This window comes from Streptomyces sp. NPDC048331, from assembly GCF_043201215.1.
Taxonomy (GTDB): Bacteria; Actinomycetota; Actinomycetes; order Streptomycetales; family Streptomycetaceae; genus Streptomyces.
Map to the genome: position 1 here is coordinate 1 of NZ_JBICYT010000016.1, position 16,473 is coordinate 16,473.

At 73.5% G+C, this 16,473-nt stretch carries 16 protein-coding genes; 4 read left to right on the forward strand and 12 right to left on the reverse strand.

Annotation, left to right across the window (positions count from 1 at the left end; genetic code table 11):
* Positions 1–148: 148 nt before the first annotated feature.
* The 6 genes from ACGFYY_RS22750 to rsmI all read right to left on the reverse strand — a co-directional run bounded on the left by ACGFYY_RS22750 (position 149) and on the right by rsmI (position 6,152).
* A complete protein-coding gene (locus ACGFYY_RS22750; protein WP_393711802.1) occupies positions 149–1,081 on the reverse strand; it encodes a 4-(cytidine 5'-diphospho)-2-C-methyl-D-erythritol kinase in 933 nt (310 codons plus the stop codon).
* Positions 1,078–2,007, reverse strand: coding sequence for a 16S rRNA (adenine(1518)-N(6)/adenine(1519)-N(6))-dimethyltransferase RsmA (gene rsmA, locus ACGFYY_RS22755; RefSeq protein WP_393711805.1), 930 nt, complete (start codon positions 2,005–2,007; stop codon positions 1,078–1,080). Before rsmA ends, ACGFYY_RS22750 begins: the two co-directional genes overlap by 4 nt.
* 29 nt (positions 2,008–2,036) lie before the next feature.
* A complete protein-coding gene (locus tag ACGFYY_RS22760; protein WP_393712047.1) occupies positions 2,037–3,338 on the reverse strand; it encodes a ubiquitin-like domain-containing protein in 1,302 nt (433 codons plus the stop codon).
* A gap of 400 nt (positions 3,339–3,738) precedes the next feature.
* Positions 3,739–4,629, reverse strand: coding sequence for a TatD family hydrolase (locus ACGFYY_RS22765; protein WP_365267705.1), 891 nt, complete (start codon positions 4,627–4,629; stop codon positions 3,739–3,741).
* A gap of 10 nt (positions 4,630–4,639) precedes the next feature.
* A complete protein-coding gene (locus ACGFYY_RS22770) occupies positions 4,640–5,134 on the reverse strand; it encodes a hypothetical protein (protein ID WP_393711807.1) in 495 nt (164 codons plus the stop codon).
* 160 nt (positions 5,135–5,294) lie between these two features.
* Complete coding sequence (rsmI, locus tag ACGFYY_RS22775; RefSeq protein ID WP_365267787.1) at positions 5,295–6,152, reverse strand: 16S rRNA (cytidine(1402)-2'-O)-methyltransferase; 858 nt, start codon at positions 6,150–6,152, stop codon at positions 5,295–5,297.
* Positions 6,153–6,291: 139 nt separating this feature from the next.
* Between rsmI and ACGFYY_RS22780 the strand changes: the two genes are divergently transcribed.
* Positions 6,292–8,061, forward strand: a complete 1,770-nt coding sequence (locus ACGFYY_RS22780) for a dolichyl-phosphate-mannose--protein mannosyltransferase (RefSeq protein ID WP_393711809.1) — start codon at positions 6,292–6,294, stop codon at positions 8,059–8,061.
* A gap of 215 nt (positions 8,062–8,276) precedes the next feature.
* Here ACGFYY_RS22780 and ACGFYY_RS22785 read toward each other — a convergent pair whose 3' ends face one another.
* Together ACGFYY_RS22785 and ACGFYY_RS22790 are read right to left on the reverse strand one after the other, a co-directional pair.
* Positions 8,277–8,540 (reverse strand): hypothetical protein, encoded by a 264-nt coding sequence (locus tag ACGFYY_RS22785; protein ID WP_365267709.1) that lies wholly within the window; start codon positions 8,538–8,540, stop codon positions 8,277–8,279.
* 177 nt (positions 8,541–8,717) lie between these two features.
* Positions 8,718–9,470 (reverse strand): DUF6193 family natural product biosynthesis protein, encoded by a 753-nt coding sequence (locus tag ACGFYY_RS22790; protein ID WP_393711811.1) that lies wholly within the window; start codon positions 9,468–9,470, stop codon positions 8,718–8,720.
* A gap of 152 nt (positions 9,471–9,622) precedes the next feature.
* On the opposite strand from ACGFYY_RS22790, the gene ACGFYY_RS22795 reads away from it, so the two are divergent.
* Together ACGFYY_RS22795 and ACGFYY_RS22800 are read left to right on the forward strand one after the other, a co-directional pair.
* Entirely contained in the window at positions 9,623–11,263 is a 1,641-nt protein-coding gene (locus tag ACGFYY_RS22795; RefSeq protein WP_393711813.1) for a penicillin-binding transpeptidase domain-containing protein, read from the forward strand.
* An 86-nt stretch (positions 11,264–11,349) separates the two neighbouring features.
* Positions 11,350–11,844: a YbaK/EbsC family protein gene (locus ACGFYY_RS22800; RefSeq protein ID WP_393711815.1), complete on the forward strand. Its 495-nt coding sequence runs from the start codon at positions 11,350–11,352 to the stop codon at positions 11,842–11,844.
* On the opposite strand, the gene ACGFYY_RS22805 is transcribed toward ACGFYY_RS22800, so the two are convergent.
* From ACGFYY_RS22805 to ACGFYY_RS22820, 4 genes are all read right to left on the reverse strand, one after another.
* Positions 11,833–12,999 (reverse strand): serine hydrolase domain-containing protein, encoded by a 1,167-nt coding sequence (locus ACGFYY_RS22805; RefSeq protein ID WP_393711817.1) that lies wholly within the window; start codon positions 12,997–12,999, stop codon positions 11,833–11,835. The genes ACGFYY_RS22800 and ACGFYY_RS22805 overlap by 12 nt on opposite strands.
* A gap of 172 nt (positions 13,000–13,171) precedes the next feature.
* Complete coding sequence (locus ACGFYY_RS22810) at positions 13,172–13,945, reverse strand: energy-coupling factor ABC transporter ATP-binding protein (protein WP_393711819.1); 774 nt, start codon at positions 13,943–13,945, stop codon at positions 13,172–13,174.
* Positions 13,933–14,694 (reverse strand): cobalt ECF transporter T component CbiQ, encoded by a 762-nt coding sequence (gene cbiQ, locus ACGFYY_RS22815; RefSeq protein ID WP_365267720.1) that lies wholly within the window; start codon positions 14,692–14,694, stop codon positions 13,933–13,935. Before cbiQ ends, ACGFYY_RS22810 begins: the two co-directional genes overlap by 13 nt.
* Position 14,695: 1 nt before the next feature.
* Positions 14,696–15,766, reverse strand: coding sequence for an energy-coupling factor ABC transporter permease (locus tag ACGFYY_RS22820; protein WP_393711822.1), 1,071 nt, complete (start codon positions 15,764–15,766; stop codon positions 14,696–14,698).
* Between the two features lie 170 nt (positions 15,767–15,936).
* Here ACGFYY_RS22820 and ACGFYY_RS22825 point away from each other — a divergent pair, with 170 nt between their 5' ends.
* Positions 15,937–16,335, forward strand: a complete 399-nt coding sequence (locus ACGFYY_RS22825) for an SsgA family sporulation/cell division regulator (RefSeq protein WP_365267723.1) — start codon at positions 15,937–15,939, stop codon at positions 16,333–16,335.
* Positions 16,336–16,473 lie beyond the last annotated feature (138 nt).

Below are 16,473 nucleotides of genomic sequence, written 5' to 3' on the forward strand. Positions count from 1 at the left end.
CCCCGGGCCCCCCCCCCCCCCCCCCCCAAAACCCCCGGGGGGGGCTGAATTTCCCCCCCCGCCGGCGTTTGAGGCGCGGGGGTCCGGGGGCAGCGCCCCCGGCAACCGGCCCGCAGGAAAGAGAACCGGCTCGGGCCGTCCCCCGGGCTCAAACGCCGGCGGGGCTGAAGGGCAGGACCGTGGCTCCCGGGGCCGGGCCGGACGCCACGCGCGTGGCCCGGCAGGTGCCCGAGGCTTCGAGCGCCGCCGCGACCTTGGCGGCCGCCTCCTCGTCCGCGACGAGGAACGCCGTCGTCGGGCCGGAGCCCGAGACCAGCGCGGCGAGCGCACCCCCCTCGACCCCGGCGGCCAGCGTCGCGGCCAGCGACGGCCGCAGCGAAAGCGCCGCCGCCTGGAGGTCGTTGGCCAGCACCGCGGCCAGCGCCTGCGCGTCGCCCGAGGCGAGCGCGGCCAGCAGCGCCGGGGAGGCCTCCGGCGCAGGGATCTCCGCAGCCCCGATCTCGGCGAGGCGGTCGAACTCGCGGAACACCGCCGGCGTGGACAGCCCGCCGTCGGCCACCGCGAAGACCCAGTGGAACGTCCCCGCCCCGACCGGCGTCAGCAGTTCACCGCGGCCGGTGCCGAGCGCGGCCCCGCCGACGAGGCTGAAGGGGACGTCGCTGCCGAGCTCCGCGCAGATGTCGAGGAGTTCGGCGCGCGGGGTGTCCAGCCCCCACAGCGTGTCGCAGGCCAGCAGGGCCGCCGCGCCGTCGGCGCTGCCGCCCGCCATGCCGCCCGCGACCGGGATGTTCTTCGCGATGTGCAGGTGGACGGCGGGTTCGATGCCGGCCCGGGCCGCGAGGATCTCGGCGGCGCGCGCCGCGAGGTTGGTGCGGTCCAGGGGGACCTTGTCGGCGTCCGGGCCCTCGCAGGTGACGGTCAGGGTGTCGGCCGGGCCGGCCGTCACCTCGTCGAACAGCGACACGGCGAGGAAGACGTTGGCCAGGTCGTGGAAGCCGTCGGGGCGGGCCGCGCCCACCGCCAGCTGGACGTTGACCTTCGCCGGGACCCGTACGGTCACGGGCGTGCGGGGCGCGCTCACAGTGCGGGCCTCTCCGCCGCGGGCTTGTGCTCGGCGATCGCCGCGAACTCCTCGACCGTCAGGGACTCCCCGCGGGCCTGCGGCGAGACACCGGCGGCGACCAGCGCGGCCTCCGCGCCGGCCGCCGAGCCGGCCCAGCCGGCCAGCGCGGCGCGCAGCGTCTTGCGGCGCTGGGCGAAGGCGGCGTCGACCACCGCGAAGACCTCGGCCTTGGTGGCGGTGGTCTTGATGGGCTCGGTGCGGCGGACCAGCGAGACGAGACCGGAGTCGACGTTCGGGGCGGGCCAGAAGACCTTGCGGCCGATGGCACCGGCCCGCTTGACGTGCGCGTACCAGTTGGCCTTGACGGAGGGCACCCCGTAGACCTTGTTGCCGGGCTCGGCGGCGAGCCGGTCGGCGACCTCCGCCTGCACCATCACCAGCGTGCGCTCGATGGTCGGGAACCGGTCGAGCATGGTGAGCAGGACGGGCACGGCCACGTTGTACGGCAGGTTGGCGACGAGCGCGGTCGGCGCCGGGCCGGGCAGCTCGGTCACGAGCATCGCGTCGGAGTGGACCAGCGCGAAGCGGTCCTTCTTCGCGGGCATCCGGGCCTCGATGGTGGCGGGCAGGGCCGCGGCGAGGATGTCGTCGATCTCGACGGCGACGACCCGGTCCGCGGCCTCCAGCAGCGCGAGCGTCAACGAGCCGAGCCCCGGGCCGACCTCGACGACCACGTCGTCCGGGCGGACCTCGGCGGTGCGCACGATCCGGCGCACCGTGTTGGCGTCGATGACGAAGTTCTGCCCCTTCTGCTTCGTCGGGCGTACGCCGAGGGCGGCGGCCAGCTCCCTGATGTCGGCCGGGCCGAGGAGGGCGTCGGGCGCGGCGGGGGAGGCGTTCTCGGGGTTCTCGGTGTTCTCGGGCTGCTGCTCTGCGGTGCTCACCGGTAAAGCGTCTCAGATCGGCGCGCCCGCTACGACGTGAGCCTGCGGCCGCAGTGCGGCCACGGACTCGCCCCCCGCTGCACGTAGAGCTTCTTCGCCCGGTACGTCTGTTCCGTGCCCGAGGCGTCCTGCGGGCGACCGCTGCCGCCGAGGCCCTGCCAGGTACGGACGTCGAACTGGTACAGCCCGCCGTAGGTCCCGGAGGCGTCGGTGGCGGCGGGGCGGCCGCCGGACTCGCACTGGGCGAGAGCCGCCCAGTTGAGGCCGTCGGCGCCGGCGACGGAACTCGGCAGTGCCTTGGTGCCGACCTTGACCAGCTGGGTGACGGGCTCGCGGACGACCTCGTCGGCGATGGGTCGGGGCTTCTGCCGGACCCCGTTGACGGTGCGCAGGCTGTACGTGACCCTGCGCGCCCCGGGGCGACCGGCGCGCTCGACGACCTCGGTGCCGGCGAACAGGGCGGGGTCCTCGACCTTCTCGGTCGCGTACGGGATGCGCTCCTCGCGGACCTCGCGGGTGCCGGTGATGCGCAGCACGGTGACGGTCTGGCCGTCGCGCGGGAAGTCGGTGGGCGGTACGGAGGTGGTGTCCTGGCCCTGGAGGGTGATGCCGGCCTGGTCGAGGGCTTCCTGGACGGTGGCGGCGTTGGTGCGGATGGTGCGTTCGCGGCCGTCGGCCATGAAGGTGACGCTGCGTTCGGTGCGGACGCTGAGGGCGAGGCCCGCGCGGGGCACGGGGGCGGTACGGGGTGCGGAGAGGTAGGCGCCCTCGGCGCGGATGCCGAACTGGCGCAGGGCGCCCTCGACGGTCCGGGCGGTGGTCCACACCTGGCGCTGCTGTCCGTCGAGGGTCAGGCGCAGCGGGCGGCCGTAGCGGACGACGATCTCCTCGCCGTCGGTGAGGGGTTCGCCGGGGGCGGGGGCGACGAGGTCGTGGGGGCCGACGCCGAGGCCTTCGGCGGCGAGCAGTTCGCCGATGTCGTCGGCGAAGGTGTGCAGGTTGCGCGGGACCCCGTCCACGGTGAGCCGTACCGCCTTGTCGGCGGCGACGAACGCGGTGGTGCCTCCCGCGAGGAACGCGACGACGAGGGCCTGCGGCACGATCCGCCGCCAGTTGCCGCCGAAGGTCTCGACAGGGGTGGCGCGGCCCCGGGCCCGGCGCCGGCCGGGCGCCGCCGGGGCGGGGACGTGGGGGGCGGGCGCGGGCGCCGGAACGAGGGTGGGCGCGGCGGGTGCGGCGGCCGCGGGGGCCACGGCCCGGCGGCGGCCCGAACCGGGTGCCACGGGCGCGGCGGCCAGGGTGTCGGCCTCGGCCAGCTCGACCGGCGACATCCCGGGCCGGCGGCGGCGCCCACCGCGCGGAGCCGGGACCGGGAACTCCGGGGCCGGGAACTCCGGGACCGGGAAGTCCGGGGCGGTCCCCAGGAGCTCCGGGGCCGGGAGCGCCGGCTCCGGGTCCCACGCGGCGGGCCCGGGATCATCCGGGCCCGCCGGCCAGACCAAGGACTGGGCCGAGGACTGGGCCGAGGACTGGGCCGAGGACTGGGCCAAGGGCTGGGCCTCGTACGCCTCGGGGACGGGACCGCCGATGCGGTGACTGCCCTGCGTATCGCTCACGACGCTCGCTCCACTGGTGATCCGGCACGCTCAGGTGCGGGCACGGCACCCTAGCGGAGGAATCGTCACGCTCCAAAGTGGATCGACTACACAGCGTGTCGGAGCGGGCGGGGGATCAGTAGGCGAAGGCGCGGGCCGTGTTGGCCGCCAGCGCCGTGGCCATCGCGTCCTCGTCGATACCGCGGACCGCGGCCATCGCCCGGACCGTCAGCGGAATGAGGTACGGCGCGTTGGGCCGTCCTCGGTACGGCGCCGGGGTGAGGTAGGGCGCGTCCGTCTCGACGAGCACCAGCTCCAGCGGGGCCACGGCGAGGGCCTCGCGCAGCGGCTGGGCGTTCTTGAAGGTGACGGTCCCGGCGAAGGACATGTAGTACCCGGCGGCGGCGCACTCGCGGGCCATGTCGGCGTCCCCGGAGTAGCAGTGGAAGACCGTCCGCTCCGGGGCGCCCTCCTCGCGCAGGACGCGCAGCACGTCCGCGTGGGCGTCCCGGTCGTGGATGACCAGAGCCTTGCCCTGGCGCTTGGCGATCTCGATGTGCGCGCGGAAGGAACGCTCCTGCGCGGCCATGCCCTCCGGGCCGGTGCGGAAGTAGTCCAGACCGGTCTCGCCGACCGCCTTGACGTGGTCCAGCGCGGCCAACGCCTCGATCTCCGCCAACGCCTCGTCCAGCGCGGCCTCGCCGCCGCCGGTCCGGGCGCCCTGCCGCGACCAGCCGTCCGGATCGCCGTGCACGATCCGCGGGGCTTCGTTGGGGTGGAGGGCGACGGCCGCGTGGACGTTCGCGTGGGCGGCCGCGGTCTCGGCGGCCCACCGGGAGCCCTTCACGTCGCAGCCCACCTGGACGACGGTGGTCACGCCCACCGAGGCGGCCTTCGCGAGGCCCTCGGCGACGGTCCCGGCCTGCATGTCGAGGTGGGTGTGCGAGTCCGCGACCGCCACCCGAAGGGGTTCGGGCAGCGGCGGCGGTGCGTCCTTGGGCTGCGTCTTCTCCACGCGTGTGCTCATACGGCCGATCTTATGACCGGCGGAAGAGCCCCTTCAGGCGGGAGAGCAGGCCCCGGCGCTCGTCGGCCGCCGGAGCGGCCACCGGCCCCGGCGAGGCGTGCGACCGGGCGGCCCTGCGCGGCTTCGGCTGCCGGGGGACGTTCGCGCCGGCCGGCACGGGTCCGGCGATGCCGGGAGCGATCTGGTGGTGGTAGATGTGGTCGATCATCCCCATCACCGAGGAGACCTGCCCGGCGCGCATGATCCGTACGACGTGTCCGCCGCAGTTCAGGCAGGTCGGGTTGGACAGCGGGGAGGGCACCCGCTCGCCGTCGACCTTGTACATGATGAACGGCTCGCCCTTGCCGTCGACATGGTGCTCGATCGCGTACGCCTGCTCCCAGCCGTACCCGCACCTCATGCACGCGAAGGAGTAGGCCTCGTGCACGGTGTGCACGTCGGAAGCGGTCACAGCGACAGGGACTGCGGTGGGGACGGGTACCGGGGTGTCTGCGATCTCACTCATGCCAGCTCCTCTTGTTCCACTGGTGCCATTGCCAGTGGACGCCTCGACGGGCGGGAGCGCATCAGGTCCTGTCTACTGTTGGACGGTCCTTGGGCGACTCATTCCGAAAGTGCCCGGTGCGCGGTCTGAGCTTTGCTTTTCAGGCTAGCCCTTTACCTGCCTACGGCATCTTTTGTGCCGCGTTCTTTGCCGCCACCACCGCGTCGAACACCTCGCGCTTGGGTACGCCCGCCTCGGCCGCGACCGCCGCGATGGCCTCCTTGCGGCGCTCACCCGCCTCCTCGCGCACCCGAACCCGGCGCACCAGCTCCTCGTCGTCCACATCGCCGGGCGCCGCGGCCGGGGCGCCCTCGACCACGACGGTGATCTCCCCACGCACGCCCTCGGCGGCCCAGGCCGCGAGCTCGCCGAGCCCGCCGCGCTTGACCTCCTCGTAGGTCTTCGTCAGCTCGCGGCAGACCGCGGCCCGCCGCTCCGCTCCGAAGACCTCGGCCATCGCGGCCAGGGTGTCGTCGAGCCGGTGCGGGGCCTCGAAGTAGACGAGCGTGCGCCGCTCGCCCTCGACCTCGCGCAGCCGGCTCAGCCGCTCCCCCGCCTTGCGGGGCAGGAACCCCTCGAAACAGAACCGGTCCACCGGCAGCCCGGACATGGCGAGCGCGGTGAGCACGGCGGACGGCCCGGGGACCGCGGTGACCTTGATGTCCTTCTCCACGGCGGCGGCGACCAGCCGGTAGCCGGGGTCGGAGACCGAGGGCATGCCCGCGTCGGTCACCAGCAGCACGCGCGCGCCGCCGGCCAGGGCCTCGACCAGTTCCGGCGTGCGCGCCGACTCGTTGCCCTCGAAGTACGACAGGACGCGCCCGGTGGTGTGGACGCCGAGCCCCTGGGTCAGCCGGCGCAGCCGCCGGGTGTCCTCGGCGGCGATCACATCGGCCCGCTCCAGCTCGGTCGCCAGCCGGGGCGGGGCGTCCGCGAGGTCGCCGATGGGGGTGCCGGCGAGCACGAGCGTGCCCGTCAGGTCCTCGGCCGTGGCGGCGGTGGTGGTGGGCTCGGTACCGCGGGGCTGGTCAGTCGTCACCCGCCCATCCTCTCAGCCCCGTGCCCCGACGCCCCCCGCCACTGGTGGCGCACACAGATCTCTTCCCTACGATGTGCCGGTGACCAGTACCGCGACGCCACCGCCCAGCCCCGCGGGGGCACCGCCCGCCTCAACGGTGGGACGCGAGGACGAGCCGCCCACCTGGCTGCGCCGACTGCGCGGCTTCGGCTACGTGCCGCCGTCCGCCGCGTCCGCGCGCGCGGACGTCCGCACCCGCCTGGTGCCCCCGTACGCCAGGCCGTCCAAGCAGCTGTGGATGACCTTCGGCCTGCCACCGCAGGTGTGGGGGACCTGGCAGCTGATCGTCTCGTGGGTGGGGCCGCTGCTGGTGGCGCTGGTCGCCGGGGTGCTGCGGTTCGCGCACCTGGGCAGCCCGAAGGCGGTGATATTCGACGAGACGTATTACGCGAAGGACGCCTGGGCCACGATCAAGCAGGGATACGAGGCGAGCTGGCCCAAGGACATCGACGCGTCGATCCTCGCCAACCCTGACGGGGTCGCCCTGCCGGCCGATCCGGGCTACGTCGTGCATCCGCCGGTCGGCAAATGGGTGATCGGGCTCGGCGAGTGGATGTTCGGCTTCACGCCCTTCGGCTGGCGGTTCATGACCGCCGTGCTCGGCACCCTGTCGGTGCTGATGCTGTGCCGGATCGGGCGCCGCCTCTTCCGCTCGACCTTCCTGGGCTGCCTGGCGGGCGCGCTGCTCGCGGTGGACGGCCTGCACCTGGTGATGAGCCGCACCGCGCTGCTGGACCTGGTGCTGATGTTCTTCGTGCTCGCCGCCTTCGGGGCGCTGCTCATCGACCGCGACCGGGCCAGAGCCCGGCTCGCGGACGCGTTGCCGGTGGACGAGGAGGGCCGGACCCGGCCCGACGTGAAGGTCGCCGAGACGCTGCGGCTGGGCCTGCGGCCGTACCGGATCCTGGCCGGCGTCTGCCTGGGTCTGGCCGCGGGCACGAAGTGGAACGGCTTCGTCATCCTCGCGTTCTTCGGCGTCCTCACCGTGCTGTGGGACGCCGCCGCGCGCCGCACCGCCGGCGCGGGGGCCCCGTACGCCTCGATGCTGCGGCGTGACGCGCTGCCCGCCTTCCTCTCGACCGTCCCGGTCGCGATCGTCACGTACCTGGCCTCGTGGTCGGGCTGGATCCTCAGCCCGGACAACGGCAAGGGCGGCTATCTGCGCGACTGGGCGGCCAAGAACGACCAGGGCAGTTCGCTGGGGTTCCTGCCGGAGTGGCTGCGCAGCCTGTGGCACTACGAGACCGAGGTCTACCAGTTCCACGTCGGCCTGACCTCGGGGCACACCTACGAGTCCAACCCGTGGAGCTGGCTGGTCCTGGGCCGGCCCGTCTCCTACTTCTACGAGTCCCCCGAACCCGGCAGTGACGGCTGCCCGGCGACCGCGGCGGGCAAGTGCGCCCGCGAGGTCCTGGCCCTGGGCACCCCGCTGCTGTGGTGGGCGGGCTGCTTCGCGCTGCTGTACGTGCTGTGGCGGTGGTTCTTCCGCCGTGACTGGCGGGCGGGCGCGATCGCGTGCGCGCTGGGCGCGGGTCTGCTGCCCTGGTTCAACTACCAGGAGCGGACGATCTTCTACTTCTACGCCGTGGTCTTCGTCCCGTACCTGTGTCTGGCGGTGGCGATGATGATCGGCGCCCTGCTGGGCCCGGCCGGATCGAGCGAACGCCGCCGCGCGCTGGGCGCGATCGGCGCGGGCGTCCTGGTCCTGCTGATCGCGTGGAACTTCATCTACTTCTGGCCGATCTACACGGGCCAGACCCTCCCGATGGACTCCTGGCGCGGCCGCATGTGGCTGGACACCTGGGTCTAGTGCCGTGACCGGAAAGGTTTGCCGGGTCGCGTTGTCCGGTGCGGTGCATCGCAAGGCGGAGGGCCACGGCTCGTACCGGACGTACCGCCGTGGTCCGACAACGCGGCGAGGTGCCGTGCCGGGCAGCGCGACCCGGTGAACCTTTCCGGTCACGGCACTAGCAGCCAAAACGACGGGCCCGGCACCGGATGGTGCCGGGCCCGTCGTCGTCTGCGCTACCGGGACGCCTCGCAGGCCGATTGTGCGACGTCCTTGCTCGCGCCGGCCGCGACGAGGCTGGAGTCGCAGCTGGTCTGGTTGCCGATCGCGCCCTGGTAGCAGGCCTCCGTGACGCCGACGACGACCTTGGAGTCGTGCTTGGCGACGTACTGCTCGCAGGCCGGCACGTCCGCGTGGGCGGACGGGGCGACGACCACGGCGCCGCCGACGGCGAGGGCCAGGCCTGCCAGGATGCTGGGGATACGAGCCGACGGACGCATACGGATGCACCTGCTCTCTCGGTGGGGCACGCGGTCCGCCGACACGCCGGACCACGGGCGGGGGCGGCGGCGGGGAGCGGGCGCTCCGAGGGGCGGACGACTCGGCGCGACGGCCACCCTCGCCCTTCCGACGCTAGAACACGGCACCGGGGCACGCACGTTCGGGCGAGGCGCCCGCTACGGGGCGGCCGGCCGGCCGAGCGTGACCGGCCCGAAGCCGGTCGGCAGGTGGCGCACGGCCAGCGCCGCGGCCTCGGGCGCCGTGGCGAACACGCCGAGGTCCGGGGTGATGAAACCGGTGCCGACCCCGTACGTGCCGTCGGAGCACGCGCTCAGACACGGGCTGCCCAGCGTCAGGCTCGGGCGGGTGGTGGACGAGAAGCGCAGCGCCCAGTGGCTCGTGAACGGGTAGAGGGCCCGCAGGGCCGGCTCGGCGTACGCCGCTTCGACCAGGGCCTGGTGCTGCGGCTGCCAGGAGTACTCCAGCTCGCGCGCCTCCTGGAGGAGGCCCTGCCACTCCGATTCCACCAGGCGAACGGGGTCGAGGTCGGGCACCTCGAAGCAGCCCGTCAGGTGCGCGAAGGGGGCCGCCCGCCGGATGTCGTCGAGGGAGTCGCCGTCGTGCCAGGCGCGGGCCGCCGTGGCGACCTGGGCCAGGTCCTCCGTCTCCCCGTCGATGAGGCACGAACCCTGGAACGGTTCCTCGCCACGGATCGACCAGCGCCGCTCGTGTGTCCATGCGCTGATCCGCAGCGGCTCGCGGTGCGGCAGCGTGCTCGTGACGCTCGCGGACATCAGGGATCCGGAGTCGGGGGAGATCGCGAGAACGGAGTCGAGGCGGCCTTCCGCCGCGGCTCGGAGCGCCGCGGCGAGACCGCCGCATGCCGCGACGTCGGGATACAGGACTGCGGGATCAGGAGGTGTGGACACGGCTGCCGATTCTGCCCTGTCCCGCCGACCGGCATGCCCGCGGGATGTTCCGGTCCGGTAACAACGGCGTACCGGACCGCTGCACAGAGTAAAGTCCGCACCAAGGGTTCTTGAACATGTTCAGGAGCCGTATTCATGGGGGAAGGATCCAAGTGAACGGGGCAGCGAAGGGTGCCGTCATCGGCGGGGTGTTCCTCGCCATGGTCGGCGGCGCCGGGTACGGCGTGTACGCGCTGGTCGGCGACGCCGACGGAGACGGAAAAGGCCAGGACGACGAGACCTCCGTCCAGGCCGAGAAGGGCAGCGGGCCGGTCAGCGAGAAGGACGCCGCGAAGACCGCCAAGGCCTTCCTCGCCGCGTGGGCGGCCGGGGACGAGCGGGTGGCCGCCGATCTGACGAACAACGCCGCGGCCGCGCAGGCCGCGGTCGGGGATTTCAGGACCAAGTCGTACGTGTCCAAGGCCGTGATCACTCCCGGCCCGCCGAACGGCACCGTCGTGCCGTTCAAGGTCGAGGCGGAGATCACGTACGAGGGCACGACCAAGCCGCTGGCCTACGACTCCCAGCTGACCGTGGTGCGTGGGCTGACCAGCGGAAAGCCGCTGGTCGACTGGCAGCCCTCGGTGATCCACCCGCAGCTCCAGAAGGACGAGAAGCTGCGCGCGGGAGCTCCGGCGAACCCGCCGGTCAAGGCGGTCGACCGCAACGGCGAGGAGCTGACCGCGGAGAAGTACCCCTCACTGCGCCAGATCCTGGACGAGCTGCGCCAGAACTACGGCAGCAAGGCGGGCGGCAAGGCGGGGGCCGAGCTGTGGATCGAACCGGCCGCCAAGGACGCTCCCAAGCGGACCCTGCTGACCCTCGTCGAGGGCGAGCCGAGCACCCTCAAGACGTACCTCGACGCGAAGGTCCAGGCCGCGGCCGAGCAGGCGGTCGCCAAGTTCCCGGAGGCCTCCGTGGTCGCCGTCCAGCCGAGCAACGGGCACATCCTGGCCGTCGCGAACAACCGCAAGGACGGCTTCAACGCGGCGATGCGGGGCAACCGTGCCCCAGGGTCGACGATGAAGATCGTGACGGCGGCGATGCTGATGGACCGCGGCCTGGTCGCCGCGAACAAGCCGGCGGAGTGTCCGAAGACGGTGACCTGGGGCCGGGAGTTCCACAACCTGAAGAACTTCGACCTGCCGCCCGGCTCCAGCTTCGCGACCTCGTTCGCCCGGTCCTGCAACACCGCCTTCATCAAGCAGATCAAGCCCGTCGACGACGACTCCGCGCTGCCCAAGGAGGCCACGGAGGTCTTCGGCATCGGCCTGGACTGGAAGACCGGTATCCAGTCCACCGACGGCAAGGTCCCGCCGGCCACGGGCGCGGCGGCGGCCGCCGAGTACATCGGGCAGGGCCAGATCACCATGAACCCGCTGAACGTCGCGTCCATCACCGCGACCGCCCGCACCGGCGTGTTCCACCAGCCGCAGCTCGTCTCCCCGGAGCTCGACGGCCGGAAGGTCGCGACGGCCGAGCGCCGGATGAAGGCCTCGGTGCAGCAGCAGCTCGTCGGCATGATGAAGCTGACGGCCACCAGCGGCACGGCGAGCGGGGCCATGGCCTCGGTCGGCGGCTCCGACAAGGGCGCGAAGACGGGCTCGGCGGAGGTCGGCGGCGCCGACGCGAGCCCGGACAGCTGGTTCACCGGCTTCAGCGGCGACGTGGCCGCGGCCGCGATGGTCGAAGGCGGTGGCCACGGCGGCGAGGCGGCGGGCCCGATCGTCGCCCAGGTGCTGAACGCGGGCTGACGGCGGACCGGCAGCGGACCGGCAGCGGGACGCGGCGGGACGCAATTCGGTCGTCATGTCGCGGCGCGCGGCGTTAGCGTCGCGACATGACGACCTCCACGCACCCCCTGTTCGCCGAGGCCCTCGCCGGGCTGGGCCTCGACCTCACCGTCCGGAGCTTTCCCGAAGGGACCCGTACGGCCGCCGACGCGGCGGCCGCGATCGGCTGCGAGCTGAGCCAGATCGTCAAGTCGCTGATCTTCGCGGCGGACGGGGTCCCGGTGCTGGTCCTCATGGACGGCGCCTCGCGGGTGGACGTGGAGGCCGTACGCCGCGAACTCGGCGCCGGGAAGGTGACGCGGGCCGACGCCGCCCTGGTCCGGGAGACCACCGGCTACGCGATCGGCGGGGTACCGCCCTTCGGGCACCGCACGCGTACCCGGGTGCTGGCCGACCGGTCGCTGCTGGCCCACGCGGAGGTCTGGGCGGCGGCCGGCACCCCGAACACGGTCTTCCCGATGGCCCCGGACGAGCTCGTCGCGCACGCGGGAGCCGCCCTGGCCGACGTACGCGAGCGGAACGAGCGGGCCTCAGAGGGCTGACAGGGCCGACTTCAGGGCCCGCACCAGCGCCTGCGCCCGGGGGTCCGCGGTGACCGACTTGGCCAGGGCGTTGGTGACGTAGCCGAAGCCGATGCCCGCCTCCGGGTCCGCGAAGGCCAGCGAGCCGCCGCGGCCGGGGTGGCCGAAGGAGGCCGGCGAGAGCAGCGGGGAGGCCGGGCCGTGCAGCATGTAGCCGGCGCCGAAGCGGGTGTTCACGACGAGCACCCGGTCCGGCCCGGCGGAGTGCTCCCGCGCGGCGAGTTCGGTAGTGGCCGGGGTGAAGATCCGGGCGCCGTCCTCGACCACGCCGATGGTGGCCCCGTAGAACCGGGCCAGGGCGCGGGCCGTCCCGATGCCGTTCGAGGCGGGCAGCTCGGCGGCCCGGTAGGCGGGGGCGTTCTCGTCGGGCAGCGGGTCGATGGCGGCGAAGGCGCGGCGGGTGAGGGACCACGGGTCGGCGTAGGCCTCGGAGACGTTGCGCCGCGGCCGGGTCCGCAGCATGCCCGCGCTCTCGGGCGGCTCCACCGGCGCGACCCGGCCCACCCGGTGGGCCTCTGTCTCCGGCAGGCCGATCCAGAACTCCAACCCCAGCGGCTCGGCGATCTCCTCCGCGAGGACGCAGCCCAGCGTGCGGCCGGTCGCCCGCAGTACCAGCTCGGACAGCAGCCAGCTGTAGGTCTGCGCGTGGTAGCCGTGCTCGGTGCCCGGCTGCCAGAAAGGTTCCTGCGCGGCGACCGCGCGCGCCCCGGACACCCCGTCGGCGGCCTCGGTGGCGCTCAGCCCGCGGTCCAGCGCGGGTATGCCCGCGCGGTGCGCGAGCACGTCGCGGACCAGGATCCGCTCCTTGCCGCCCGTCTTGAACTCCGGCCAGTACGAGCCCACTGGCGCGTCCAGGTCCATGAGTCCGCGCTGGTGCAGCAGCAGCGGCACGGCGGCGGCCACGCCCTTGGTCGCGGAGCGGACGATCTGCGCGGTGTCCTCGGTCCAGGGCTCGGTGCCGTCCGCGTCCTTCGTGCCGGCCCACAGGTCGACGACCTTGCGGCCGTCGCGGTACACGGCCACGGCCGCGCCCCGGTCGCCGAGCACCTGGAAGTTGCGTACGAACGCGTCTCTGACGGGCTCGAAGCCCTCCGTCACCGTCCCGTGGACATCCACGTCTACTCCCCGCACCTGCCGCGGCGCCCCGACGGCGCCTACGCCACAGTGCAACGCCTGCCGGACGGCCCTGCTTCCCGGGTCTCCCCGGAGCGGCTCACCGGGCCCGGCCCCGACCGGCGGACGGAGTCCGACGCAGCGGCTCGAAGCCTGGGAGGCGCCCCGGCGAGGATCAGCGCGAGGGGCGCGTCAGAAGGGGCGTGCGCGGGTCGAAGCCGAACGGCAGCTCCAGCCGGTGGGCCCGCATCAGCTTGTCGTCGCACAGGAGATCCTGCGTGCGGCCGTCGGCCGCGATGACCCCTTCGCTGAGGATCACCGAGCGCGGGCACAGTTCCAGCGCGTAGGGCAGGTCGTGCGTGACCATCAGCACGGTCACGTCCAACGAGCGCAGGATGTCCGCGAGCTCGCGGCGCGAGGCCGGGTCCAGATTGGACGAGGGCTCGTCCAGGACCAGGATCTCGGGCCGCATGGCGAGTACGGTCGCGACGGCGACGCGCCGGCGCTGGCCGAAGGACAGATGGTGCGGCGGCCGGTCGGCGAAGTCCGCCATCCCGACCTGGTCCAGGGCCGCCCGGACCCGCTCCTCCAGCTCGGCGCCCCGCATGCCGGCCGCCGCCGGGCCGAAGGCCACGTCCTCCCGCACGGTCGGCATGAACAGCTGGTCGTCGGGGTCCTGGAAGACGATGCCGACCCGGCGGCGGATCTCGGCGAGGTTGCGCTTCTCCACGGGCAGCCCGGCCACGGTCACCGAGCCGACCCCGCCCGCGAGGATGCCGTTGAGGTGCAGCACCAGCGTGGTCTTGCCCGCGCCGTTGGGCCCGAGCAGGGCGACCCGCTCGCCCTGCCCGACGGTGAGGTCCACGCCGAAGAGGGCCTGGTGGCCGTCCGGGTAGGCGTAGGCGAGGCCGGCGACTTCGAGGGAGGGAGTACGGGTCACAGGGTCCATCCCATCAGACAGACGGCGAGCGCCGTCACCGGGAGGGCGGCCGCGTAGGCCCACTGGGCGCGCGTGGCCGCGACCTCGTCGATCACCGGCATCGAACCGGCGTAGCCACGGCTGACCATCGCGAGGTAGACCCGCTCGCCGCGCTCGTAGGAGCGGATGAACAGCGCGCCGGCGGTCTTGGCGAGGACCCCCCAGTGCCGGATCCCCCTGGCCTCGAAGCCGCGGGAGCGGCGGGCGATGGACATCCGGCGCAGCTCGTCGCTGATCACATCGCCGTAGCGGATCATGAAGGAGGCGATCTGGACGAGCAGGGGCGGCAGCTTGAGCCGCTGCAGGCCGAGCAGCAGGGCCCGTAGCTCGGTCGTCGAGGCGAGCAGGACGGAAGCGGCCACGCCGAGGGTTCCCTTGGCGAGGACGTTCCAGGCACCCCAGAGGCCGGAGACGCTGAGGGACATGCCGAGCACCCGCACCTGCTCGCCCTCGGCCACGAAGGGCATGAGCACGGCGAAGGCGACGAAGGGCACCTCGATCAGCAGCCGCCGGAGCAGGAAGCCGGCCGGGATCCGGGCGACGGCGGCCACCGCCGCGATGAGGACGGCGTACAGGCCGAAGGCCCACACCGCCTCGCGCGGTGTGGACACGACGACCACGACGAAGGCCAGGGTCGCGGCGAGTTTGCAGTGCGGCGGCAGGTCGTGGACCGGCGAGTGGCCGTGCCGGTAGAGCTTGTGGGCGTGGCCGGCCCCCATGTCAGCCTGCCGAGGCGGAGGTGGAAGGGGTGGTGGAGGTGGCGGTCAGGTCTTCCGTCCGGCGGCGGCGCACGGCCCAGAAGATCCCGGTGCCGGCGACGACGGTCACGCCGACGCCGATGACCCCGGCGAGGCCGCCGGACAGGCGGGCGTCGTCGACGTCCTTGACCCCGTAGTCGGCGAGCGGGGAGTTCGCGGCGGCGTGCTCCTCGACCTTCTCGTCGATGCCCTTGTCCGCGGCGACCTTCTCCAGGCCGTCGGGGCTGGCGGAGGCGTAGAAGGAGACGAACCCGGCGAGGACGAGGGCGGTGACCAGGCCGGTCACCCACACCTTGCGGGTCGAGCCGGCGCCGGCGGCCACGGGTGCGGCGGCCGCGGCCGGCGCGTCGACGAGCTCGCCGTCGACCCGCAGCTTGAGGCGCGTGGTCAGCCCGCGGGCCCCGTGGACCAGGTCGGGACGTACGGCGATCACCGCGCCGACGGTGGCGGCGGTGATGGCGGCCTCACCGATGCCGATCAGCACGTGCACGCCGACCATGGCGGTGAACACCTTGGCGATCGGTACGTCCGTGGTGCCACCGATGGCGTAGACGGCGGTGAACGCCGCGGCTGCGGCGGGCACCGAGAGCAGGGCCCCGGTGAAGGCGGCCACGGTCACGGAGCGCCGGGTGGGCGGCAGGATCCCGAGCAGCCCGCGGAAGATCGCGTACGAGACGACGACGGTGACGACGCCCATGACGGTGATGTTCACCCCGAGGGCGGTCAGGCCGCCGTCGGCGAAGAGGATGCCCTGCATGAGCAGGACCACGGACACGCACAGCACACCCGTGTAGGGGCCGACGAGTATCGCGGCGAGCGCCCCGCCCAACAGATGACCGCTGGTACCGGCGGCGACCGGGAAGTTCAGCATCTGGACGGCGAAGATGAAGGCGGCGACGAGACCGGCGAGCGGCGCGGTGCGCTCGTCGAGTTCGCGCCGGGCGCCGCGGAGGCTGACGGCCACCGCGGCGGCGGCCACCACTCCGGCGGCCACCGAGACGGGTGCGTTGATGAATCCGTCGGGCACATGCATGGAGTGGCTCCGCTTCTTACTCAGTCTTTAGCTGTTCAACCATAGTGCCCAGTTGCAAACCGTTGGCAAGAGCGTCCGCGTCACAAATAGAACCGCGCGCTTTCGTGGGAATGTGCGAGGCTGGACGGGACGAAAAGACGCAAATGTTCTGATTTCGAGGAGTCTTGTCGATGTCAGCCACCGCCGAGAATCCCCCAGCGACCGCCACCACGACCGCCGTCGAGGAACGGGTCCGTGCCCGCGTCATCACGGACGATCCCCTCTACCGGACCATCCCGGTCGCCCTGCGCTTCACCGTCGCCGAGCCGCTGGCCGTACGGATCGTCTTCCCGGCGGGCCTGTCCCCCGAGGGCACCGACAACGAGTGGGTCTTCCCCCGAGCCCTCCTGGAGGCCGGCCTCCAGGCCCCGACCGGAACCGGGGACGTGCGCGTCTGGCCCTGCGGCCGCGTCCAGGCGGTCGTCGAGTTCCACTCCCCCGAGGGCGTCGCCGTCGTCCAGTTCGACATCGCCGCGCTGCGCCGTTTCCTCCGCCGCACCTACGCGACGGCGGTCTCCGCCACCCGTTAGGCCGAACGACCCCGGCCCCCGGGGGGCCCCCCGGGGGGGGGGGGGGGGGGGGGGGGGGGGGGGGGGGGGGGGCGGGGCGCGCGGGGGGGGGGGGGGGGCGGGGGCGGCGCCCCGGGGGGGGCGGGGCGGGCGGGGCGC

Bases quoted from the DNA above. Each gene is read 5' to 3' on its own strand.
- ACGFYY_RS22760 (WP_393712047.1), bottom strand. From the start codon at position 3,338: ATGTCGCCGGTCGAGCTGGCCGAGGCCGACACCCTGGCCGCCGCGCCC.
- ACGFYY_RS22765 (WP_365267705.1), bottom strand. From the start codon at position 4,629: ATGAGCACACGCGTGGAGAAGACGCAGCCCAAGGACGCACCGCCGCCG.
- ACGFYY_RS22770 (WP_393711807.1), bottom strand. From the start codon at position 5,134: ATGAGTGAGATCGCAGACACCCCGGTACCCGTCCCCACCGCAGTCCCT.
- ACGFYY_RS22785 (WP_365267709.1), bottom strand. From the start codon at position 8,540: ATGCGTCCGTCGGCTCGTATCCCCAGCATCCTGGCAGGCCTGGCCCTC.
- ACGFYY_RS22800 (WP_393711815.1), top strand. From the start codon at position 11,350: ATGACGACCTCCACGCACCCCCTGTTCGCCGAGGCCCTCGCCGGGCTG.
- ACGFYY_RS22810 (WP_393711819.1), bottom strand. From the start codon at position 13,945: ATGGACCCTGTGACCCGTACTCCCTCCCTCGAAGTCGCCGGCCTCGCC.
- cbiQ (WP_365267720.1), bottom strand. From the start codon at position 14,694: ATGGGGGCCGGCCACGCCCACAAGCTCTACCGGCACGGCCACTCGCCG.
- ACGFYY_RS22820 (WP_393711822.1), bottom strand. From the start codon at position 15,766: ATGCATGTGCCCGACGGATTCATCAACGCACCCGTCTCGGTGGCCGCC.
- ACGFYY_RS22825 (WP_365267723.1), top strand. From the start codon at position 15,937: ATGTCAGCCACCGCCGAGAATCCCCCAGCGACCGCCACCACGACCGCC.